Origin of the sequence: Tsukamurella ocularis (assembly GCF_024807615.1) — a bacterium.
Classification (GTDB): Bacteria; Actinomycetota; Actinomycetes; order Mycobacteriales; family Mycobacteriaceae; genus Tsukamurella; species Tsukamurella ocularis.
The window spans coordinates 43,283-65,043 of record NZ_JANUCJ010000006.1 but is presented as its reverse complement, the minus strand read 5'-3'; the positions used below and the strand labels follow the sequence as shown (position 1 = coordinate 65,043).

The 21,761-nt window shown below is 69.2% G+C and carries 17 protein-coding genes; 8 read left to right on the top strand and 9 right to left on the bottom strand.

Translation table 11 applies throughout. The features are described 5' to 3' along the window. Positions 1-7: 7 nt before the first annotated feature. The gene (locus HNP44_RS20455) at positions 8-559 is read right to left on the bottom strand and encodes an SWIM zinc finger family protein (RefSeq protein WP_259144687.1); all 552 of its coding nucleotides are present in this window, start codon (positions 557-559) and stop codon (positions 8-10) included. A 1-nt stretch (position 560) separates the two neighbouring features. Next, on the bottom strand, positions 561-2,126 hold the full coding sequence (locus HNP44_RS20450; RefSeq protein WP_259144685.1) for a DEAD/DEAH box helicase: 1,566 nt from the start codon (positions 2,124-2,126) through the stop codon (positions 561-563). A 215-nt stretch (positions 2,127-2,341) separates the two neighbouring features. Between HNP44_RS20450 and HNP44_RS20445 the strand changes: the two genes are divergently transcribed. After that, entirely contained in the window at positions 2,342-3,100 is a 759-nt protein-coding gene (locus tag HNP44_RS20445) for a TetR/AcrR family transcriptional regulator (protein WP_259144738.1), read from the top strand. Positions 3,101-3,103: 3 nt separating this feature from the next. On the opposite strand, the gene HNP44_RS20440 is transcribed toward HNP44_RS20445, so the two are convergent. After that, positions 3,104-3,562, bottom strand: coding sequence for a DUF402 domain-containing protein (locus tag HNP44_RS20440; RefSeq protein ID WP_259144737.1), 459 nt, complete (start codon positions 3,560-3,562; stop codon positions 3,104-3,106). Between the two features lie 452 nt (positions 3,563-4,014). On the opposite strand from HNP44_RS20440, the gene HNP44_RS20435 reads away from it, so the two are divergent. The 3 genes from HNP44_RS20435 (at position 4,015) to HNP44_RS20425 (ending at position 7,872) form a co-directional block, all read left to right on the top strand. Beyond that, the gene (locus HNP44_RS20435) at positions 4,015-5,046 is read left to right on the top strand and encodes a TRM11 family SAM-dependent methyltransferase (RefSeq protein ID WP_259144683.1); all 1,032 of its coding nucleotides are present in this window, start codon (positions 4,015-4,017) and stop codon (positions 5,044-5,046) included. Positions 5,047-5,102: 56 nt separating this feature from the next. After that, positions 5,103-7,265 (top strand): excinuclease ABC subunit UvrB, encoded by a 2,163-nt coding sequence (uvrB, locus tag HNP44_RS20430; RefSeq protein ID WP_259144681.1) that lies wholly within the window; start codon positions 5,103-5,105, stop codon positions 7,263-7,265. Positions 7,266-7,428: 163 nt separating this feature from the next. After that, a complete protein-coding gene (locus HNP44_RS20425; protein ID WP_259144679.1) occupies positions 7,429-7,872 on the top strand; it encodes a universal stress protein in 444 nt (147 codons plus the stop codon). Between the two features lie 23 nt (positions 7,873-7,895). Here HNP44_RS20425 and HNP44_RS20420 read toward each other — a convergent pair whose 3' ends face one another. Beyond that, positions 7,896-10,136, bottom strand: coding sequence for a HelD family protein (locus HNP44_RS20420; protein WP_259144735.1), 2,241 nt, complete (start codon positions 10,134-10,136; stop codon positions 7,896-7,898). A gap of 163 nt (positions 10,137-10,299) precedes the next feature. Continuing rightward, the gene (locus HNP44_RS20415; protein WP_259144678.1) at positions 10,300-11,460 is read right to left on the bottom strand and encodes an FAD-dependent monooxygenase; all 1,161 of its coding nucleotides are present in this window, start codon (positions 11,458-11,460) and stop codon (positions 10,300-10,302) included. 114 nt (positions 11,461-11,574) lie between these two features. Here HNP44_RS20415 and HNP44_RS20410 point away from each other — a divergent pair, with 114 nt between their 5' ends. Next, positions 11,575-12,618 (top strand): DNA polymerase IV, encoded by a 1,044-nt coding sequence (locus HNP44_RS20410; protein ID WP_259144677.1) that lies wholly within the window; start codon positions 11,575-11,577, stop codon positions 12,616-12,618. Positions 12,619-12,622: 4 nt separating this feature from the next. Here HNP44_RS20410 and HNP44_RS20405 read toward each other — a convergent pair whose 3' ends face one another. Next, entirely contained in the window at positions 12,623-13,279 is a 657-nt protein-coding gene (locus HNP44_RS20405) for an MBL fold metallo-hydrolase (RefSeq protein ID WP_259144676.1), read from the bottom strand. A gap of 51 nt (positions 13,280-13,330) precedes the next feature. Between HNP44_RS20405 and uvrA the strand changes: the two genes are divergently transcribed. The 3 genes from uvrA to HNP44_RS20390 all read left to right on the top strand — a co-directional run bounded on the left by uvrA (position 13,331) and on the right by HNP44_RS20390 (position 18,173). Beyond that, positions 13,331-16,189 (top strand): excinuclease ABC subunit UvrA, encoded by a 2,859-nt coding sequence (uvrA, locus tag HNP44_RS20400; protein ID WP_259144675.1) that lies wholly within the window; start codon positions 13,331-13,333, stop codon positions 16,187-16,189. A 126-nt stretch (positions 16,190-16,315) separates the two neighbouring features. Then, on the top strand, positions 16,316-16,576 hold the full coding sequence (nrdH, locus tag HNP44_RS20395; RefSeq protein WP_259144674.1) for a glutaredoxin-like protein NrdH: 261 nt from the start codon (positions 16,316-16,318) through the stop codon (positions 16,574-16,576). Positions 16,577-16,709: 133 nt separating this feature from the next. Next, positions 16,710-18,173 (top strand): hypothetical protein, encoded by a 1,464-nt coding sequence (locus tag HNP44_RS20390; protein WP_259144673.1) that lies wholly within the window; start codon positions 16,710-16,712, stop codon positions 18,171-18,173. 563 nt (positions 18,174-18,736) lie between these two features. Here HNP44_RS20390 and HNP44_RS20385 read toward each other — a convergent pair. The 3 genes from HNP44_RS20385 to HNP44_RS20375 all read right to left on the bottom strand — a co-directional run bounded on the left by HNP44_RS20385 (position 18,737) and on the right by HNP44_RS20375 (position 21,753). Beyond that, the gene (locus HNP44_RS20385) at positions 18,737-19,690 is read right to left on the bottom strand and encodes a hypothetical protein (protein WP_259144672.1); all 954 of its coding nucleotides are present in this window, start codon (positions 19,688-19,690) and stop codon (positions 18,737-18,739) included. A 102-nt stretch (positions 19,691-19,792) separates the two neighbouring features. Next, complete coding sequence (locus HNP44_RS20380; protein WP_259144671.1) at positions 19,793-20,620, bottom strand: hypothetical protein; 828 nt, start codon at positions 20,618-20,620, stop codon at positions 19,793-19,795. A 125-nt stretch (positions 20,621-20,745) separates the two neighbouring features. Beyond that, positions 20,746-21,753, bottom strand: a complete 1,008-nt coding sequence (locus tag HNP44_RS20375) for a formylglycine-generating enzyme family protein (protein WP_259144669.1) — start codon at positions 21,751-21,753, stop codon at positions 20,746-20,748. Positions 21,754-21,761 lie beyond the last annotated feature (8 nt).

The window sequence follows — 21,761 nt, the reverse complement described above, 5'->3', positions numbered from 1 at the left end:
CCCGCGGTCATCCGCTGATGTAGTAGTCGCGCGCGTGCAGCGCGGCCAGCGGCGTCCACCGTGGCGCCGGCCGGTCGTCCTCGGCGTCGGCCGCGGGCGCCGAGCTGCCGTGCGCCTGGATGGTCAGCGCGGTCACGGGCTCGTGGTCGACGAGCGTCGCGACCGCGTACACCGCGGCGAGCACATGCACGCACATCGTGCTGCGCGCCTTGCACGAGCAGTCGGCGGCGTCGAGGACCGGTCCGGGCCGGAGCCCGCGCGCGATCAGCGCCGCGTGGATCGCGTCGTCGGGCTCGGTGCGGGAGCCCAGCTCCTCCCGTAGCGCCGTCGCGACCGCCGGCGCCATCGCGGCGAACTCGAGGTGCGCCGCGGACGCGCTCGCTCCGCTGTGCACGAGCGCGGTGACCCGGCCACCGTCGAACTGCATCGTGACGCCGCCGTTGCGGGCGAGCCTCCGAGCCCGCGGGGCGTGCGTGTTCGGGGTGCTCGCGGTGGTCGGCTCGGCGATGCGGACGAGGTCGGCGCCCCAGGTCGTGAATCCGAACGGGTTGGTGGCCATCTCAGTTCTCCCGGTTCCGGCGCAGCGCGTCCATCAGGCGCTCGTCGTCGAGCGAGGCGAGTTCGGTCACGATCGACCCGTCGTCGGCGTGCACCCCGAGAAGCGCCTTGCGGTGGTGCATCTCGTCGATGTGCTCCTCGATCGTGGTCGCCGTCGTCAGGGTGGTGACGGTGACCGGACGGCTCTGCCCGATGCGGTGGGCGCGGTCCGTGGCCTGTGCCTCGACCGCCGGGTTCCACCAGCGGTCGTAATGCAGGACCTCGCTCGCGCGGGTGAGGGTGAGGCCGGTGCCGCCCGCCTTGAGGCTCATCACCAGGACCTCCGGGCCGGTGCCCGCCTGGAAGGCGTCGGCGATCGCGGACCGCTCGGCGACCGGCATCCCGCCGTGGAAGAACGGGACGGGGCGGCCCAGCAGCGACGAGGCCGCCGCGGCGAGCAACTCGCCCGTCTCCCGGTACTGCGTGAACACCAGGCTCGGCCGGTGCGCGGCGACGTTCGCCTCGAGGATCTCCATCGCCACGTCCAGCTTGCCGGACCGGCCCGGCTCCCAGGAGGGCTCGGCACCGTCGACCAGGCCCGGGTGGTTGCAGATCTGCTTGAGCGCGGTGAGCACCGCGAGCAGGCGGCCGTGCCGCTCCAGCCCGCTGCCGAAGCCGTCGTCCGCGGCCCGGGCGAGGCACGCGTCGTAACGGCGGGCCTGCTCGTCGCTGAGGTCGCACAGCACCGGGTTGTCGATCTTCGGCGGCAGCGCCCCGGCCGCCCGATCCTTGGTGCGGGCCAGCATCACCGGCGCGACGGCCGCACGCAGGCGGCGCAGGGCACCGTCGTCCCCGGACTCCACGGCCCGGGTGAACCGGCGCCGGAAGACCGCCTTCGCCGGGAACATCCGCGGCGCGACCACGCGCAGAATCGCCCAGAGGTCGTCGAGTGAGTTCTCGATCGGCGTGCCGGTGAGGGCGATGCGGAATTCGGCGTCGAGCTCGCGCGCGGCTCGCGAGACCTGGGTCCGCGGGTTCTTCAGCGCGTGCGCCTCGTCGAAGACGACGACGTTCCACCGGGTCCGGCCGAGCTCCGCCGCCGAGAGGCGGAGCCGGGCGTAGGAGACGACGGTGACCTCGTCCTGCAGGGCCGGCGCGAATCGGGCGATCTCGCGGCGCCAGTTGGTGGCGAGGCTGGTGGGGCACACGACGAGGTGCGGCCCCGGGCCCAGCCGGGTGAGGGCCGCGATCGCCTGCAGCGTCTTGCCGAGACCCATCTCGTCGGCGAGCAGCGCCCCGCCGTGATCGTGCAGTGCGCGGAGCAGCCAGGCCACGCCGGCCGCCTGATAGGGCCGCGGTTTCGCCTCGAGGACGCCTTTGAGGGACGCCGCCGTCGCGACGGTGTCGGCGAAGGCAGTGGTCGCGTAGGCGGCGGAGGTGACGGCGGTCCCGGTCGGGTCCGGCTCGGCGTGGGCCGCGATCGGCAGCGGCGCGTCCCCGCCCCGGTCCCGCGCGGACCATGCGGCGAGCGAGGCCGACGGCCGTGCGGCGCCGGGCAGGGCCGTGACGTCTATGACGTCACAGCGCACGTCCGCGACGGCGAGTGCACCGTCGACCGGAACGGCGAGCGGGAGAACCGTGGCGCGGGCGGGGTCGTCGAGGTCGTGAGACGACCAGAGGGCGAACTGGTGGAGGTCGGGGAGGTACGTGACTTCGAGGCTCAGGGCGCGTCCTTCGCTGGAGTCGAATAGGGTACGTTGTACGGAGTACTCGAACAGTGTACATAGTACGGAGAAAGATGGCGATGAATCCCGAGGACGAGGGCCGCGCGCTGGTCCGGCTGCTGTGGCGGGCGGAGGCCGGGGAGCCGGCGCCGGGGCGCAAGGGGCCCAAGCAGCGCCTCACGGTCGACGAGGTGGTCGCGTCCGCGATCGAACTCGCCGACGCGGAGGGCCTCGCGGCGGTGACCATGCGGGCGCTCGCCGCGCGCCTCGGCGTCGGGCCGATGAGCGTGTACACCTACGTGCCGACCCGCGACGTGCTGGTCGCGCTCATGGTCGACGCGGTCGCGCTCGCGCAGCCGCCGGTCGAGCGGCTCGCCACGCTGCGCGCCTCCCTGGTCGCGGCCGTCGGTGCGCGCCGCGACGAGTACCTCGCGCACACGTGGCTGCTCGACGCGCCCTCGTGGCGGGACGTGCTCGGGCCGGGGAAGATCGGGCAGTACGAGGCGCAGCTCGCGCTCCTCGAGGACCTCCCGATCGGCGACCTCGAGCGGGACTGGCTGATCGTGCTGTTGGAGAGCTTCGCCGCGGGCGCCGCCCGCAGTTCCGGGGCGCGCGGCGCCGCGTCGCGGCCGATGACCGACGCGCAGTGGTGGGAGGTCGTCGGGCCGGAGCTCGCCGCGCTCATGCCGCCCGGGAAGTACCCGATCGCGGGCCGCGTCGGCACCGTCGTCGGCGAGTACTACAGCGCGCCCGGCGATCCCGATGCCGGCTTCGAGCTGGGCCTGCAGGCGCTGCTCGACGGCCTGGAATCGCGGATCCCCGGCCTGCGGGACGGGTAGCGGTCAGCGCCAGGTGATCGGCGCGCCCTCCGCGGCCAACCAGGCGTCCACGCTGTGTCCGTGCGTCGCCGTGCCGGTGACCGCGCGGACGGCCGCATGCAGTGCCCGCTCGGCGTCCGCAGCGCTGAGCAGGTCCGCCGCGGAGGCGGCGAGCAGCTCGTCGACGTCGATCAGCTCGATCGGCCTGCCCGGGTGCTCGACGAGGTCGAGGTACCAGTCCTCGGTGTGCCAGACGTTCCCGTCCCGGTGGACCCGGGCGACGTCGAGGTACACGCGCTGATCGCGCTCGTGGCCCGGCGTGAAGTGGAAGATCGTCGCGCGCAGGTCGAACGCGGGGAGCAGCCACGACTCGACCGCGTCGAACTTCGGGTGGTCCGCGCCCCGGAAGACGTACAGCCCAAAGGGCGTCTCCCGGAACTCCTCGACCTCGCGGACGAAGCCCTTGGGGTCGGTGTTGGTCATCGCCGGCGGATCGAAGGCCTCGCGCTTGGGCGGGTGCACGGCGCCGTCGTCGACCGCGGCATCGGCGGCGAGGCGCAGCACCAGCGTGACCTCGGTGTGCCCCCGGGGCCGGCCGGCGACCGCGCCGGAGGGCCGGAAGCCGTGGCGCCGCAGCAGCGCGCCGAGCGCGTCGTCGTAGGTGCGGACGAGGATCCCGTCGAGCCCCGACGCCCGCTCGCGCGCCGCGTCGAGGAGGGCGGGCACGGCATCCTCCGCCGCATCGAGCACCGTCAGGTCCAGCCAGCCGCCGCCCACCGCGCCGATCGCGGCCGCCCCGTCGACGGTGAGCTCGAAGGTCACGTCCGCGTCCATTCGTCCACGATACGACGCCTCGCCGGGATTCCCGGGTGGCTGCGCGCCCCGGGACCCACGTGGGGCGGCCGGTCCGGACTCCCCACGTACGATCTCCAGTCGTGCCCCAGTACCTGCTCCTACCCGCCCCCGCCGCCAATCGCGTCTACGCGGAGGCCGCCGCGTCCATGGTGCGCGCCGAGCTGACGGTGCTCAGCCGGGCCGCGCTCGGCGGGCGGGTCGGGCCCGTCGAGACCGCGACCGTCGCGGGCGTCGAGTACCTCGGCTTCGAGGCCGACGAGATGACCGAGCGCGATCTCGCCTTCCTCGGCCTCACCTCCGCGTTCTACGCGCTCTTCGAGGCCGACGGCGAGCTGCTGCGTCCCGTGACGGTGCCCTCGCCCGACCGCTACCCGTCCGACCTGCTGACGATCCTCAAGTATCAGGGCAAGACGAACGAGCAGTTCACGCGGCTCGTGCTCAACATCACCGCGGCGTCGACCGCGCGCCCCGACGGCGTGCTCGACCGGACGCTGCGCGTGCTCGACCCGGTGTGCGGGCGCGGCACCACGCTGAGCCAGGCCGTCATGTACGGCCTCGACGCGGTGGGCATCGACGTGGACACCAAGGACTTCGAGCTCTACAGCTCCTTCTTCACCACCTGGCTCAAGGATCACCGGTTCAAGCACGCCGCCGCGACCACCCCGGTGCGCCGCGAGAAGTCGGTGATCGCCAAGAAGTACGAGGCCGCCTTCGCCGCCGAGAAGGCCGACTACCTGGCGGGGGAGAAGCAGACGCTCACCTGCTACGCCGCCGATACCCTGCTCACCTCCCAGCTGATCAAGCCCGGCACCGTCGACGTGGTGGTCGGCGACCTGCCCTACGGGGTGCAGCACGGCAGCCGCGGCCCGCGGGGCCTGGTGCGCGACCCCCTCGACCTGCTGAACGCCGCCCTCCCCGGCTGGGCCACACGGCTCCGCACCGGCGGCGCGATGGGGCTCGCGTGGAACACGCGGGTCGCGCCCCGGGCGCGGGTCGCGGAGGTCCTGGAGGCCGCCGGCCTGACGGTGCTCGACGGGCCGGGATACGACGACCTACGGCACCGGGTGGACCGGGCGATCACGCGGGACGTCATCGTCGCGCGCCGGGACTGAGCCCGCGCCGGTCCGCTCGCGGAAAACTTGTCGGTGGGTCGGCCTAGGCTGGTGCCATGGCATTCGCGGCAGAACAACCGGTGGTGGCGCACTCCGAGCACCGGCCCATCGGGGAGATCGAGCGGGCCCCGGCGGAGTTCACGGTGGTCAGCGAGTACGAGCCGGCGGGCGATCAGCCCACCGCCATCGCCGACCTCGAACGCAGACTGAAGACGGGCGAGCGGGACGTGGTGCTCCTCGGTGCCACGGGTACCGGTAAGTCGGCCACCACGGCCTGGCTGATCGAGAAGGTGCAGCGGCCCACGCTCATCATGGCCCCGAACAAGACGCTGGCCGCGCAGCTCGCCAACGAGCTGCGGGCGATGCTGCCACACAACGCGGTCGAGTACTTCGTCTCGTACTACGACTACTACCAGCCCGAGGCGTACATCGCGCAGTCCGATACGTACATCGAGAAGGACTCGTCCATCAACGACGACGTCGAGCGGCTGCGGCACTCCGCGACGTCGTCGCTGCTGTCGCGGCGGGACGTCGTGGTGGTCGCGTCCGTCTCGTGCATCTACGGCCTCGGCACCCCGCAGAGCTACCTCGACCGTTCGGTGCAGCTCGAGGTGGGTATGGAGGTGGATCGGGATGCGTTGCTGCGGCTGCTCGTCGACGTGCAGTACACCCGCAACGACATGGCCTTCACCCGCGGCTCGTTCCGGGTGCGCGGGGACACCGTCGAGATCATCCCCTCCTACGAGGAGCTCGCGATCCGGATCGAGTTCTTCGGTGACGAGATCGAGGCCCTGTACTACCTGCACCCGCTCACCGGCGACATCGTGCGCCAGGTCGAGGACCTGCGGATCTTCCCGGCGACGCACTACGTCGCGGGCCCCGAGCGGATGGCCCGTGCCATCGAGGGGATCGAGGCGGAGCTGGAGGAGCGGCTGGCGGAGTTCGAGCGGCAGGGGAAGCTGCTCGAGGCCCAGCGGTTGCGGATGCGCACGCAGTACGACCTGGAGATGATGCGGCAGGTCGGTTTCTGCTCTGGCATCGAGAACTACAGCCGGCACATCGACGGGCGCGCCGCGGGCTCGGCGCCCGCCACCCTCATCGACTACTTCCCGGAGGACTTCCTCCTGGTGATCGACGAGTCGCACGTGACCGTCCCGCAGATCGGCGCGATGTTCGAGGGCGACGCCTCGCGCAAGCGCAACCTCGTGGACTTCGGCTTCCGGCTCCCGTCGGCGGTCGACAACCGCCCGCTCACCTGGGAGGAGTTCGCCGGACGCATCGGGCAGACGGTGTACCTGTCGGCCACGCCCGGCCAGTACGAATTGGGGCAGACCGGCGGCGAGTTCGTCGAGCAGGTGATCCGCCCGACCGGGCTCGTGGACCCGCAGGTGGTGATCAAGCCGACCAAGGGCCAGATCGACGACCTGATCCACGAGATCCGCGACCGCACGGAGCGGGACGAGCGCGTCCTCGTCACCACCCTCACCAAGAAGATGGCGGAGGACCTCACCGACTACCTGCTGGAGGCGGGCATCCGGGTCCGGTACCTGCACAGCGACATCGACACCCTGCGCCGGGTGGAGCTGCTCCGGCAGCTGCGTCTCGGCGAATACGACGTGCTGGTCGGCATCAACCTGCTCCGTGAGGGACTCGACCTGCCGGAGGTCTCTCTCGTGGCGATCCTCGACGCCGACAAGGAGGGCTTCCTCCGGTCGACCACCTCGCTCATCCAGACGATCGGCCGCGCGGCGCGCAACGTCTCCGGCGAGGTGCACATGTACGCCGACAAGGTGACCGAGTCGATGCGCGTGGCGATCGAGGAGACGGACCGCCGCCGCGAGAAGCAGATCGCCTACAACACGAAGATGGGCGTCGATCCGAAGCCCTTGCGCAAGAAGATCGCCGACATCCTCGACCAGGTGTATACGGAGGCGGACGATACGGAGCAGGCGATCGGTGGCTCCGGCCGCAATGCCTCCCGCGGCCGCCGGGCACAGGGGGAACTCCGGTCGGCGGCGGCGGTGAGCGCCGGCATGTACGAGGGCGAGGACGTGAAGTCGATGCCGCGGGCCGAGCTCGCGGACCTGATCTCGGAACTCACGGACCAGATGATGAATGCCGCGCGGGAGCTGCAGTTCGAACTGGCGGGCCGGATCCGGGACGAGATCGCGGACCTGAAGAAGGAACTCCGTGGCATGGACGCCGCCGGTTTGCAATGACCTGCGAAGGCAGGCGAATCGGATGACATCGGCTGAACCGGTGTGTTCCCCGCCGCAAACGGCCTGTTCCCGGGGACGATGAGGCTATTGTGTCGGAGAAGTAATGCTAGGGCGTTCCCATGGCAGACCTCCGCTGGAGAAACGTAGAGAAAGAGGAGACTCGATGAGTGGCTACAGCACGATCGTCGTCGGCACCGACGGCTCGGAGTCGTCGCTGCGCGCCGTGGAGCGCGCCGCTGCGCTGACCGGCGACGGCAAGCTGGTGATCGCGTGCGCCTTCCTGCCGAGCGAGGGCGCCGATCCGGCAGCGTCCGACATCCTGGGCGCCGACGCGTACCAGCTGCAGGGCGCGAACCCCGTCAACGACATGCTCCGCACCGCCGAGGGGCGCGCGGTCACGGCCGGTGCGCGGAACGTCGAGAAGCGGGCCATCAAGGGCCAGCCGGTCGACGCGCTGCTGGACCTGGTCAAGTCGCTGCCTGAACCGGCCCTGCTGGTCGTGGGCAACAAGGGCATGAACTCCCTCACCGGCCGGCTGCTGGGCTCGGTGCCCTCCGACGCCGCCCGCAAGACCTCCGTGGACATCCTCATCGTCCACACCACGTAGGCAGTACCCCCTGAGGGCCGTCGTCAGGCCTCCAGGGCGCGCAGTGCGCGCGGCAGCGACCCGGACGTGACCACGGTCAACGTCTGGGTCGCTCGCGTCAGGGCCACGTACAGATCGCGCAGCCCCCGATCGAACTCGACCTCGGCGGGCTCGCCCACGATCAGGCCCGGCTCCACCACGATCACGTGATCGAACTCCAGGCCCTTCGCGTCGCGGACGCTCATCACGCGCACGTTCGGCGCCGTCAGGCGCCGCAGCGAGGCCACCAGGCCCGATGGTGCCAGCACCGCCGTCAGGCGCTCCTCGTCGCGCGGCAGCTGCGCGCGCACGGCCTCGACGAGCGGCCGTCCGCCGTCGACCCGCACCAGGCGCGGGGGCTCCGCGCCCGCCCGCACCGACGCGGGCGGTGACAGCGTGGGATCGATCTCGGCCAGCACGCCGGCCGCGAGATCCATGATCTCCTCGGGCGTGCGGTAATTCACCGTCAGCTCGGCCACCGTGAACCGCCCGGGGACGTACGGATCCAGGGCCTCGCCCCAGCTGGTCATCCCGGCAGCGTCACCGGTCTGCGCGGTATCGCCCACCAGCGTCATCCACCGGTTCGGGCTGCGCCGCATCAGCATTCGCCAGGCCATCGCCGAGAGTTCCTGCGCCTCATCGACGATGATGTGCCCGAACGTCCACGTGCGGTCGTCGCGGGCGCGGTCGGCGGTGGAGTTGAACTCGCGCACCGTCTGCCGCTGCGCGAGCTGCTCCGCATCGATCAGGTCGTAGGCCATGAGGATCTCGGCGTCGAAGTCGTCGTCCAGATCCTGCGGCGCGGAACCGGTCAGGATGTCGAGCGCCTCCTGCGCCTCCTCGAGACGCTGCCGCCACTGGCGCTCCGCCTCGTCCGCGTCAGGATCGTCGTCGCCCAGGAGCTCGGCGATCTCGTCGAGCAATGGCGCGTCGGCGGCGGAGAACGCGGGCTTGCCGTCGGCGCCCGTGATCGCGTCCCGACGCAACTCCGCGCGATCCGCGTCCGTGAGGTCGGGCGCGGCCTCGGCGAGCCGGTCCTCGTCGCGCAGGAGCTCCGTGAGCACCCGCTGCGGCGTCAGGGCCGGCCACAGCTGATCGAGCGCGCCGAGGACCTCCCGGTCCTGAGCCAGTTCGTCGCGGATGTCGGAGATATCGGTGCGGGAGAGCAGCATCGTGTTGTCCACCACCGACGAGCCGATGGTCGCTGCGTGCTGCGCGGCCAGGGCGTCGAGCGCGGACTGCCGGAAGATCGCGCGGGCCGTGTTGTGCGGGCGTCGCGACGAGCGGGCGCGGCCCCGGGCGCGGGTGGCGAGCTTCTTGTCGATCGTCAGTGGGTAACCGTCGAACTTCAGCACGATCGGCTCGTCGGGCGCCGTCTGCCAGCCCCGGACCGCCTGCTTGACGACCTCGACCATGGCGGTCGAACCCTTGAGCCGGGCCGCCGCGGCCGTGTCGTCCAGCGTCGCGAGGACGCGGGGAAACAGGTCGCCGATCGTGCTCAGCAAGACGCCGGTCTCGCCGAGGCTGGGGAGCACCTGGCTGATGTAATTGAGGAAGGTCTCGTTGGGGCCCACGATGAGCACGCCGGTCCGGGAGAGGTTTTGCCGGTAGGTGTACAGCAGATACGCGGCGCGGTGCAGCGCGACCGCCGTCTTGCCGGTGCCGGGACCGCCCTGCACCACGAGGACGCCGCGGTGCTCGGACCGGATGATCGCGTCCTGCTCGCGCTGGATCGTCTCCACGATGTCGGCCATGTGCCCGGTGCGGGCCCGGTTCAGGGCGTCCACCAGAGCGGATTCCCCGGCCACGTTGGCGCCCAGGCCGTGCCCGGCGTCGGCACCGTCGCCCCCCTCACCGGTGAGCGTGAGGCGCTCCGCGACAACCCCCGTGAGGTCGCGGCCGCGGGTGCGCACGTGGCGGCGCACCGCGACGCCCTCCGGCTGGGCGGGCGTGGCGAGGTAGAACGGGCGGGCGAGCGGCGCGCGCCAATCCAGCAGGAGGGTGCTCAGGTCCTCGTCGTCGTCGAGGACGCCGATCCGGCCAATGCGGCGCACCGCGTCGGGCGAGGCCGCGTCTCCGCCGGTCATGTCGAGGCGGCCGAAGTAGAGGTTCTGCTCGGCGGCGTCGTACTTCGCGATGTCGTCGGAGTAGAGCTGGTGGTACGAGTCCCGCTCGGAGATCTCCTGCGGGTTCTCGCCCACCTCCTGCAGGTTGTCGGCCCGGCGTCGGTTCGCGGTGGTGCGCATGGCGTCGATCCGGGCGTACACGCGATCGAGGTGGGCCTGCTCCTCGGCGAGCAGGGGATCGACGGCGTCGGTGGTCACGGGACTCCTCGTGTGCGGCGGCGATGAATCAGACCGTCCATTGTCCACGATCCGCGGGCTCGGCGCCGCCGCCACCCGGCCACGGTCAGTAGTCGGGCAGGTCGATGCCGTTGATAGCGCGCTCGATCACGGCCATGTCCCAGTCCTCGGGCGAAGTGGTGGGTGGCTCGCCGGGGGCGGGGACGGTGCGGCTGGCGGCGTTCCACTGTCCGACCTGTTGGTTGGCCTCGACCATCGGCCGCAGCAGACGCTCGTACGCGGCGAACGCCGGCTCCGGTCGCCAGTCCGCGGCGGCGAGCTCGCCCGCGAGCACGTAGGCGCCCACCAGCGCGAGGCTGGTGCCTTGCCCCGACATCGGAGACGAGCAGAACGCCGCGTCGCCCAGGAGCGCCACGCGCCCCGTCGACCAGGCGTCCATCACGACCTGCGCGACGGCGTCGAGGTAGAAGTCGTCGGCGGTGTCGGCATGGGCGAGGATCCGCGGGGTGAGCCACCCGAGGCCGGCCATCTTGCCCCGGAGCAGCGCCTTCTGGGCGTCGGCGTCGCGGACCGCGAGCTCCGCCTCGGTGGCGGCGAACGAGAACAGGGCCATGCCGAGCGTGGCGTCGCGGATCGGGCGCAGGCCCGCCGACCTGCCCGGGACCACGCAGTCGAGCAGCCAGCGGTCCAGCCCGAACTCGTTGGGCACGGTGTAGAAGGCCATCGCGTGCCCGAGGTGCCTCACGTACCGCTCGTGCGGCCCGAAGGCGAGCGCGCGGAGCGACGAGTGCAGGCCGTCGGCGCCGATCACCAGGTCGAATCGGCGCTCGGTGCCGCTCGCGAGGGTGACGTCGGCCCCGGCCGCGTCCTGCGCCAGCACGACGATCCGCTCGCCGAACAGGTACTCGACTCGGTCGCGGGTGGCGTCGTGCAGCACGTCGGACAGGTCGCCGCGGAGGATCTCGATGTCGGCGATGAAGCCGTCGCCGCCGTCGTCCTCCGCGCCGAAGGTCTGGAGGACGGTGCCGTTCTCGTCCACGAAGTGCGCGCCCGCGGTCTCCGTGCGCGCCGCGCGGACGGCCTCGTCGAGCCCCATCCGGCGGATCACCTCCCGCGCCACCCCGCGCGCGTCCACCGCCTGCCCACCGGGCCGCAGGCCCGGAGCCCGTTCGACGACGGTGACGTCCGCGCCGTAGCGCGCGAGCCAGAGAGCGAGCGCGGGGCCGGCGATGCTCGCGCCGGCGATCAAGATCCTGGGAGCGGTCATGCGGGTCTCCTCGATCGTTCGTGGAAACGACGGTGACACGCTCATTGTGGCGCAGCGGTTCGGTGCGTGACGGCCGACCCGCGACTCCGGCCGCTGGAGGCTCACACTGGAGGTATGACTCCGTGGGTGCTGCACGTCGACATGGACCAGTTCCTGGCCGCGATCGAGATGCAGCGTCGCCCCGAGCTGGCGGGCCTCGCCGTGGTCGTCGGCGGACGCGGCGACCCGACCGAACGGGCCGTGGTGTCGACGGCGTCGTACGAGGCCCGTGCGTTCGGCATCCGGTCCGGCATGCCGCTGCGCACCGCAGCCAAGCGATGTCCCGACGCCGTCTTTCTCCCCGTGGACTTCCCGGCGTACGAACAGGTGTCCGCCGAGGTGATGGGCACGCTGCGGGCCCTTCCTGGCGCGGCCGTGCAGGTCCTGGGTTGGGACGAGGCCTTCGTAGGGCTGGACACGGAGGACCCGGCCGCAGCGGCCGCTTCCATCCAGCGCGCGGTCCTCGACGCGACCGGCCTGCACTGCTCAATCGGGATCGGCGACACCACCGTGCGAGCGAAGAACGCCACCGACCTCGGCAAGCCGCGCGGAGTCTTCTGGCTCACCAGCGAGAACTGGCTCGCGGTGATGGGCGAGCGGCCCACGCGCGAGCTGTGGGGGATCGGATCGCGCCTGTCCCAGCGCATGGTCGGACTGGGCATCATCGCGGTCGCGGATCTCGCTGCGGCGGACGAGGCCGCCCTGGTCGCGGAATTCGGATTGCGCACGGGGCCTTACCTGCTGGGGTTGGGGCGCGGCGCGGGTCCCGACCGCGTGGATGAGACTCCGTGGGTCGCCCGCGCCCACGGACACGAGCGGACTTTCCAGGAGGATCTCGTGACACCCGAGCAGGTCCGCGGCGCGTTGGACGAGCTGGCGGGTGCCGTCGTGGCGGACCTGCGGGCGGAGGACCGCCCGTGCATGCGCGTGCACGTGAAGGTGAGATTCGCGCCCTTCTTCACCGTCAACCGCGTGCGCAAGCTCCCCGAGCCGACCTTCGACCCGGCGCGCATCGCCGACACCGCCGAGGCGCTGTACCGAGCCCTCGACGACGATCGCCCGGTACGGCTGCTGGGTGTGCGCGGCGAGATGGTGCCGCCGGAGGGCGGCTACCCCTGATCGACTACCAGCCCCGCTCGCGCCACTCCGCGAGGTGCGGGCGTTCGGCGCCGAGAGTGGTGCCCTTGCCGTGGCCGGGGTGCACGACGGTGTCGTCGTCGAAGCGGTCGAACAGCTTGGTGGTCACGTCGGTGTAGAGGCTCGCGAAGTCCTCGGGCGAGCCGGTCTTGCCGACGCCGCCCGGGAACAGGCTGTCGCCCGTGAACAGGTGGACGGGCGCACCGTCGAACTCGGGGCGCAGTGCGAGCGCGATCGAGCCCGGGGTGTGGCCGACGAGCTCGATGACGTCGAAGGTGAGATCGCCCACGGCGAGCACCTCGCCGTCGGAGAGGGTGCGGTCGGTGGGGGAGTCGATGCCCTCGGCGTCGTTGACGCCGGCCGCCGCGGGCACGCCGAGACCCTCGCGGACCTCGGCCAGCGCGTACCAGTGGTCCAGGTGGCGGTGGGTGGTGACGATCAGCTCGATGCCGCCGGTCTCCCGCGCGACCTCAAGGATCTTCTCGGCCTCATTGGCGGCGTCGATGAGCAGCGTGCGCCCGGAGGAATCACTCACCAGGTAGACGTTGTTGTCCATACCGCCGACGGAAATCTGCTTGATCGTGGTGGTCACGGCCTCGACGCTACCGTGCGGCGAAAACTTGTCAGTGCGGTTGCCTAGCATTGACGAGGGCCCGCGCTGCGGGCCTGCAATGAGTCTGATGAGGGGATCACGGTGGTCGATCGTTTGATCGTGCGCGGCGCGCGCGAGCACAACCTGCGGGGTATCGATGTGGACCTCCCGCGCGACAGCCTGATCGTGTTCACGGGGCTCTCGGGCTCCGGCAAGTCCAGCCTCGCGTTCGACACGATCTTCGCGGAGGGGCAGCGGCGCTACGTCGAGTCGCTCTCGGCGTACGCGCGCCAGTTCCTCGGGCAGATGGACAAGCCCGACGTCGACTTCATCGAGGGCCTGTCGCCCGCGGTGTCGATCGATCAGAAGTCGACCAATCGCAACCCGCGCTCGACGGTCGGCACCATCACCGAGGTCTACGACTACCTACGACTGCTCTACGCGCGGGCCGGCACGCCGCACTGTCCCGAGTGCGGCTCGGTGATCGCGCGGCAGACGCCGCAGCAGATCGTCGACCAGGTGCTCGACATGGAGCAGGGCACCCGCTTCCAGGTGCTCGCTCCCGTCGTTCGCACCCGCAAGGGCGAGTTCGTCGACCTGTTCAACCAGCTGCAGACGCAGGGCTACTCCCGCGCGCGGATCGACGGCGTGGTCTACCAGCTCGCGGAGCCCCCGAAGCTGAAGAAGCAGGAGAAGCACGACATCGAGGTCGTCGTCGACCGCCTCGCGGTGAAGACGACGGCCAAGCAGCGGCTCACCGACTCCATCGAGACGGCCTTGCGGCTGGCCGACGGCATCGTCGTGCTCGATTTCGTGGACCGGGAGGAGAACGACGCCGAGCGGGAGCGCCGCTTCTCGGAGAAGATGGCGTGCCCGAACGGCCACCCCATCGCCGTCGACGACCTCGAGCCGCGCTCCTTCTCCTTCAACTCGCCCTACGGCGCGTGCCCGGAGTGCGACGGCCTCGGCGTGCGCAAGGAGGTCGATCCGGAGCTGGTCGTGCCCGACCCGCTGCTCTCGCTGGCCGACGGTGCCATCGCCCCCTGGTCGTCGGGGCAGAGCGCGGAGTACTTCCTGCGCCTGCTTTCTGGCCTCGGCGACGCGATGGGCTTCGACCTGGACACCCCGTGGAAGGACCTGCCGGCGAAGGCCCGTAAGGCCGTCATCGAGGGCTCCGAGCACCAGGTGCACGTGAAGTACCGCAACCGGTACGGGCGCACCCGCTCGTACTACGCCGAGTTCGAGGGCGTGATGCCCTTCCTGCACCGTCGCCTCGAGTCCACCGAGTCGGAGCAGATGAAGGAGCGGTACGAGGGCTACATGCGCGACGTGCCGTGTCCTGCGTGTTCCGGCGCGCGCCTGCGGCCCGAGATCCTCGCAGTGACGCTCGACCATCCGCGGTTCGGCGAGAAGTCGATCGCGGACGTCGCGGCGATGTCCGTGGGGGAGTGCTCCGACTACCTCTCCGATCTCAAACTCGGTGCGCGCGAGGCCGCGATTGCCGGTCGCGTGCTCAAGGAGGTGCAGGCCCGCATCGCCTTCCTGCTGGACGTGGGCCTGGAGTACCTCTCGCTCTCCCGCGCCGCGGGCTCGCTGTCGGGCGGTGAGGCGCAGCGCATCCGGCTCGCCACGCAGATCGGCTCCGGCCTCGCCGGCGTGCTGTACGTGCTCGACGAGCCGTCGATCGGCCTGCATCAGCGCGACAACCGCCGGCTCATCGACACCCTCGTGCGGCTGCGCGATCTGGGCAACACGCTCATCGTCGTCGAGCACGACGAGGACACGATCCGCACCGCGGACTGGGTCGTCGACATCGGCCCGTACGCGGGCGAGCACGGCGGCAAGGTCGTGCACAGCGGAACCTACAAGGCGCTCCTCAAGAACAAGGAGTCGCTGACCGGCGCCTACCTCTCGGGGCGGCGCGCGCTGCCCGTGCCGGCGGTGCGCCGTCCGATCGACAAGAAGCGCCAGCTCAAGGTCGTCGGGGCGCGCGAACACAACCTCAAGAACATCGACGTCGCCTTCCCGCTGGGCGTGCTGACGGCCGTCACGGGTGTCTCGGGCTCAGGCAAGAGCACCCTGGTCAACGACATCCTTGCGACGGTGCTGGCGAACAAACTGAACGGAGCGCGCCAGGTCCCGGGGCGGCACAGCCGCGTCACCGGGCTCGACGACCTCGACAAGCTGGTGCAGGTCGACCAGTCGCCGATCGGCCGGACGCCGCGGTCCAACCCGGCCACGTACACGGGAGTCTTCGACAAGATCCGCACGCTGTTCGCCGCGACCACCGAGGCGAAGGTGCGCGGCTACCAGCCCGGACGCTTCTCGTTCAACGTCAAGGGCGGCCGGTGCGAGGCGTGCTCGGGCGACGGCACCATCAAGATCGAGATGAACTTCCTGCCGGACGTCTACGTCCCGTGCGAGGTGTGCCACGGCGCGCGCTACAACCGCGAGACCCTGGAAGTGCACTACAAGGGCAAGAACATCGCCGAGGTGCTCGACATGCCGATCGAGGAGGCAGCGGAGTTCTTCGAGGCCGTCACCTCGATCCACCGCTACCTCAAGACGCTGGTCGAGGTCGGCCTCGGATATGTGCGACTCGGCCAACCGGCCACGACGCTCTCCGGCGGCGAGGCGCAGCGCGTGAAGCTCGCGGCCGAGCTGCAGAAGCGGTCCAACGGCCGCACCGTCTACATCCTCGACGAGCCGACCACCGGCCTGCACTTCGAGGACATCGCGAAACTGCTGCAGGTGATCGACGGGCTGGTCGACAAGGGCAACTCGGTGCTCGTCATCGAGCACAACCTGGACGTCATCAAGACCGCCGACTGGGTCGTCGATATGGGGCCGGAGGGCGGTCACGGGGGCGGCACCGTCGTCGCCCAGGGCACGCCCGAGGACGTGGCCGCGGTGCCGGATTCCTACACAGGCACCTTCCTCAAGGAGGTTCTGGCCACGTAGGAGGGCCGCCGCCCTGGGGATGCGGCTGTGGACGGGCGGTGGATCGCCTGGGGACGCCTGTGGAGCGCAATCCACAGCATCTTGTGTAAATTGCACGCGTGTGACACTAGATGTAGTATTGAGGGCATGAGCAGCAACGTGATCGTCTACACCAAGCCCGCGTGCGTGCAGTGCACGGCGACCTACCGTGCGCTCGACAAGGCGGGCGTCGAGTACACCTCGGTCGACATCAGCCTCGACGAGGAGGCGCGGGAGTACGTCCTGGCGCTCGGCTACCTGCAGGCGCCGGTCGTCGTGGTCGACGGCGCGGACCATTGGTCGGGCTTCCGTCCCGACCGGATCAAGTCGCTGGCGAATCACGCGGTATTGGCATTCGATGCATCATAAGTAGGATGACTCGCGCAGACGTTTTGGCTGGGTGCTAACCGCGCGTCGGTTGTGATGGCCAAGTTACCGCTGGTGGCATCCGTGTCGGAGTGGGAGCATCAATGTTGCACCTGATGCAACATTGGGTGTGAATGTGGATGACGATGGAGCCGCCCGCCGTGATGAACTCGCGAATGTCTTCAATCTGGATCCCGAGCGGGCGCTGTTCGAGGCGATGTTGCAAGGGTGGGGGAACCAGCAGCGTGCGCGGTTCCTGAAGGAGCGGACGATTGTTCCGCGGGTGCGCCTGGTGCGGAGGTTCGCTGAGTTCTCGGATCTGTATCCGTGGCAGTGGACCCCGGCAGAGGGGGAGTCATGGATCGCGTCGCTGCGGTCGGGTAGCTCGCCGCTGGCGATCTCGACCTTGCGCGGCTACGAGGTGACGATCCGCGTCTTCTGCGAGTTCCTCACTGACCGTCGCTATCGCTGGGCTGATGAGTGTCAAAGCCAGTTCGGTGCGACGCCGGAGCAGATCTTCCACGATGACAACTCGATCATTCATGTCGCGGAGTACGAGGGGCGGGGTTCCCGCCGTCCGTTGACCTATGACGAGGTGCAGGCGCTGTTCGATGCCGCCGATGGGCTCGCGGACCAGATCGCTGCACGTCATCGTAAGGCTGTGCTCCCGGCGCTTCGGGATGCGGCGATGATCAAGTTCGCCTACGCATTCGGGTTGCGGCGAAATGAGATCGCGATGTGCGACGTCGTTGGCGCCGACGCCTCGGCCCGAGAACGGATACGCAGCGCCAACCGCCTCCTCACACACTTGACCGTCACCGGCCGCTCGATCAGCGACCTCGATCAAGCGACCTTCGACCGATGGTGCAATGGCAACATCCGTCGCACGCGAGTGCTTGCAGGATTCATCAAATGGCTCACCGCCCGCCATCTCGTTACCGACGTTACAGTTCCCACCATCCCGAAAGCGCCTATCCAACACCTCGGTGAAGAAGACGAACAACGCGAACTCATTAGGTCCCTACTCGACGACACGAACGAACTAGAATTGGACCTCCGCGTTGCCGGGCTACTCATCCTGCTCTACGGCGCACGCATCCCACAGATCACCGCTCTCACAACCGACCACGTCCACGTCGACGAAAACCGCGTCGCCGTCACCCTCCCACAGGCGCAGAGGCTGAACATCCCGCCAGCGATGGCACCGCTCGTCGCGGAGCTTGTCGCGAACGCCCGCACTGAACAAGGCAGAATCCGGGAACCAGCACCAACTACTACCTGTACCCCGGTGGACGTCGCGGCGAACCCCTCCACACAACAACCCTCGGGCTCAAGCTCAAAGCCGCTGGGATCTCCCCAAGAATCCACCGAAACCAGGCCATGCTCACCCTTGCCGAAGACCTCCCCGCTGCCGTCATCTCCGCACACTTCGGCATCACCATCGGCGCAGCGACCAGTTGGAGCGGAATATCGCAACGCAACCAAACCGACTACGTTATCGCCCGTATGTCAAACCAAAACAGATCAACCAAGATCGTTACGTGATTGGCAGCGACATGCGGACGGGCGCCGTCAGTCACGGCCGTCTCCTTCGGAGTAGGCCGGACTCTCGCACACTGTTTTTCTGAGAGTCCCGGTCGCGATGCCCGGCGCTGTGCCGGGGGGTGATGATCGATGCTGTGGCCTCAGAGAACGTCGATCCGAAGCAGCTTGCCGAGCGCTTGCTCGCTCATGCGAAGAACAAGGCGTGAACATGGTCGGCCCGGGAGGGCTGTTGTCGCAGTTGGCCAACAGGTTCTTGAGACTGCGTCGGGTGCGGAGATGACCGAGACCCCGGCCGACGGGCGACGGGTCGATCCCAGTCCGACGTTGACACGGCCCAAGTACCGTTAATCAGGCAGGCCGTCCAGTCCGTCGTTGACAGCAGGTCCGCGCGTTGTGCGCTGAGCGAGTCCCTTGCCTGAGCGTCTGCCTACGTGGGCGCCTTGGTTGGTAACCTGCGTGAAGGGATTCGCGGCGTGGACTTCGGCATCGGTGCTGGTGGCGGTCGTTGAACGTGTGCTGGCACATGCCGCGCGCAGTGTACTTCCGGGCTAATTGGCTGGCACCGGCTTCGGATCTTCAACGGAATCTGCGCCAGATAAGGTCCGCCGTTGCTGCCGCCTACGAGGACGGGTTCGTGGTGTCCTGGTCGCTGCTGCCGGGCTTGCGGTCTCGACCATCATCGTTGGTGTGCAGGTGTCGGTAGTCCTGGGCGTTCTGTGCCTCGGTCGTGAGGGGCATCGGGTAGGTGGTGGTGTGGGTTCGCCAGTCCCAGAATGGGTCCGCCGGCCAGTCGATAGCTGGATTGCGGGTTCGGAACGCGGCGGGATGGGGCGCGTCTTCTGGTTCGGTTGGTGTGTAGTACTGGTCGAGGAACTGGTCGTCGCGCGTGAGGTAGGCGTCGATCGCGTTCGGAAGATCGACGGGGTGGGGGCCGCCGCTGTACTCGCGGTCGCCGCGGATTTCCCATCCTTGGAAAGTTTGCTGGCCGATGTCGAGGTAGAGGGCGTCGTCGCCGCGGCGTGCGATGTTGAGGAGTTCTGTGGGGTCGGGGCACGTCTGAGATGCGAACATGGCGTTGTCGCTATCGCCCCAGTACTCCTGGCTTGCCAGTGAAACCTTGGTGTAGGAGCTGGGGTCAGGGAGTGTGTCAGCGATTTCCGCGTGTAGGTGGGTGAAGAAGGCGCGGAGGGCTTCGGGGTAGTACTGCCACCACGGTGGAGTTCGGTCCGTGCCGAGCGGGGTGGCGAGCCGGATCAGGCATGGCTCGGTCTCGTCGTCGTCTCCGGGGCGACGGTCGAAGGCGACGCCGAGTTCATATCGCTGTGTCGGGTCGTGCCGCGGGTTCGGGGCGATGATCACCGCGCCGAGTGCATGTTGGGACCGCAGGAAGTCCTTGAACCTGGGAAACAGGGGCTGCGGTGCCAGCTGATCCCAGGCGCTGGCGATTGCCGCGGCGCCGTCGCGCCCGAGAACATCGCGCCACCACGGAGGTATTGACGGGGAGGCCGGAGGTGTAGTGAAAATGCTGTCGTTGGGTTGCGCTAGTACTTCGAGAACGTCGTCGATGTGCACGGGGAGCAACCACTCCTGTCTGTGAGCGTCGTGAGCTACTGATCAGAGCTCCTCGCGATGGCGGACCGAAAACGCTATTGCTCTGCGAGGCGATCGTGCCCTCTATGGCTCCTCGTCGCTCGGTGTCCAGTAGTTCGGCCACCCAGGATGCCCGCCGATCTCCCGTGAGTATGCGACCCAGCACGAGGCATTAGGGCGGTCGAGCGTGTGATCGCGGGGCCGGGCCGGGCCCAACCGGCCTGAGGTGCGTGTGGACTGGTAATCGTAATCGTCGATAAGGAAGTGATCCACGGCCTCGAGGATGTCGACGCGGTCGACGCCGCCGTCTTCGCCGAGCCAGGAGCGGACCCAGCCGTCGTGGGTGGGTCGGCCGACATCGAGGAACAGGAGCTCGAACTGATTCAGTCTGGCGATCTCCAACAGTTCGTGGGGGTCGGGGGCGTCACCGAAGTACTGCCAGTCCTGGTGGGTAGGAGCTGGCAGGCTCGCGAAGATGGCGGACTCGGCGCGGCAGTCACTTGGGTCGGAGAGGATCTCGCCGAAGCATCCGATGGAGGCGTGAGCGCGGAGGTAGAAGTCGGCGAGGTCCGGCGGGTAGTGATCCCACCACGGCGGGAGCGGCGCAGACTTGCTCACTGGCGGCCGCAGGTCGTAGAGGACGGGTTCCCGTTCGGACTCGTCCAGGTCCGGGTTCGGAATGTAGTCGAAGGCCACGACCAGAAACCACTCGCTGTCGTAGAGGTAGTCTTCCCGCATCAATGCGGCACCGACGCAGCGATCAGATCGAAGCAGGTCGGCAAAGCGCGGAAACAGGTCCCGACCGAACAAATTTCGCCAGTGAGCAGCGATCACATGACCGCCGTCCGGGCCGATCGCGTCGAGCCACCACGACGGAACAGGGGCGTCGTCCTGCAGATCAGCCCGCCACACGACGAAGTGCCTCCACTCCGGCCCGACATGAGTCGATGACGTCAGTCAATTCCATCGTTCGACCTTCCTTCGCTGCCCGACCCGACCGCCCGAGACGGTCGGCAGCCTGCACGCAGTGCGTTCAGCTAGCTTCGGACTGTGCGGAACCCGGTGTGGCTGGTGGTTGTTTCGGGTGCGCCGTGGATACGGGCGCTGTTGCGGTAGCGGTTGCAGTAACTGTCGTGGCAGAGGTAGCTTCCGCCGCGGAGGATGAACTCATCTCGTGCGGGATCTCCGGGTGTGTGGGGATCAACGGCGGTTCCGGTAGTGAGGGTTTGCGCGGCGCGTTCTGCGTAGAGGTCCGGTACGTAGGCGTCGGTGGTCCATTCCCAGACATTGCCGACGGTTTGGTACATGCCGATGTCGTTGGGCGGGAGCGCCATCACGGGCAGCGTGCCGACCGGCGCGGTCGGCTGGTCCGGGAAGGTGCCGCGGAAGATGTTCACCTTCAGCCGTTCACCCTCGACGGGTGGTTGTCCACCCCACGGGTAGGTCTCGCCGAGGATGGTGCCGCGGGAGGCGCACTCCCACTGCGCTTCGGTGGGGAGGGCGCGGCCGGTCCACTGGCAGTAGGCGTGGGCATCGAGGTACGAGACGTGCACGACGGGATGGTCGGGCCGGTCTTCGATGGTACTGCCGGCGCCGAACGGTGCCCGCCAGTACGCTCCCTCGACCGTTTGCCACCACCATGCCTGCGGGTCGGGTGTGCCGTGGATGGTGGCAGTCGGTGGGACCTGGAGGTAGAACACCGATGAGGTGCCGCGCTGCTCGGCGGTGGAGACGTAGCTGGTGGCAGCGACGAACCGTGCGAACTGAGCATTGGTGACAGTGGTCGCGTCAATGCTGTAGGCGTTAAGCCCAACTGGATGCGCGGGGCCTTCGCCGTCGGCGTCGTTGCCGGCACCGGTGAAGTCACCCATCAGGAACGGCTTCGGCCCGACGCGGACCTGCCAGCTGTCATGCACGCCCGAACCGCGTTGCACGGCGGTCATGTCCTGCGGTGCTGCGGCGTGGCGGCCGCGCTGACCGGCGGCCGCCGACGAGGTGGCGCTGTTGTTGGTGCCGCAGCACGATGATGAGTTCTGCTCGTTCATCCTTCTCG

Coding starts and splice junctions, on each gene's coding strand:
- nrdH (WP_259144674.1), top strand. CDS start 16,316: ATGAGCAGCAACGTGATCGTCTACACCAAGCCCGCGTGCGTGCAGTGC.
- HNP44_RS20445 (WP_259144738.1), top strand. CDS start 2,342: ATGAATCCCGAGGACGAGGGCCGCGCGCTGGTCCGGCTGCTGTGGCGG.
- HNP44_RS20415 (WP_259144678.1), bottom strand. CDS start 11,460: ATGACCGCTCCCAGGATCTTGATCGCCGGCGCGAGCATCGCCGGCCCC.
- HNP44_RS20410 (WP_259144677.1), top strand. CDS start 11,575: ATGACTCCGTGGGTGCTGCACGTCGACATGGACCAGTTCCTGGCCGCG.
- HNP44_RS20440 (WP_259144737.1), bottom strand. CDS start 3,562: ATGACCAACACCGACCCCAAGGGCTTCGTCCGCGAGGTCGAGGAGTTC.
- uvrB (WP_259144681.1), top strand. CDS start 5,103: ATGGCATTCGCGGCAGAACAACCGGTGGTGGCGCACTCCGAGCACCGG.
- HNP44_RS20375 (WP_259144669.1), bottom strand. CDS start 21,753: ATGAACGAGCAGAACTCATCATCGTGCTGCGGCACCAACAACAGCGCC.
- HNP44_RS20405 (WP_259144676.1), bottom strand. CDS start 13,279: ATGCTAGGCAACCGCACTGACAAGTTTTCGCCGCACGGTAGCGTCGAG.
- HNP44_RS20425 (WP_259144679.1), top strand. CDS start 7,429: ATGAGTGGCTACAGCACGATCGTCGTCGGCACCGACGGCTCGGAGTCG.
- HNP44_RS20455 (WP_259144687.1), bottom strand. CDS start 559: ATGGCCACCAACCCGTTCGGATTCACGACCTGGGGCGCCGACCTCGTC.
- HNP44_RS20420 (WP_259144735.1), bottom strand. CDS start 10,136: ATGCGCACCACCGCGAACCGACGCCGGGCCGACAACCTGCAGGAGGTG.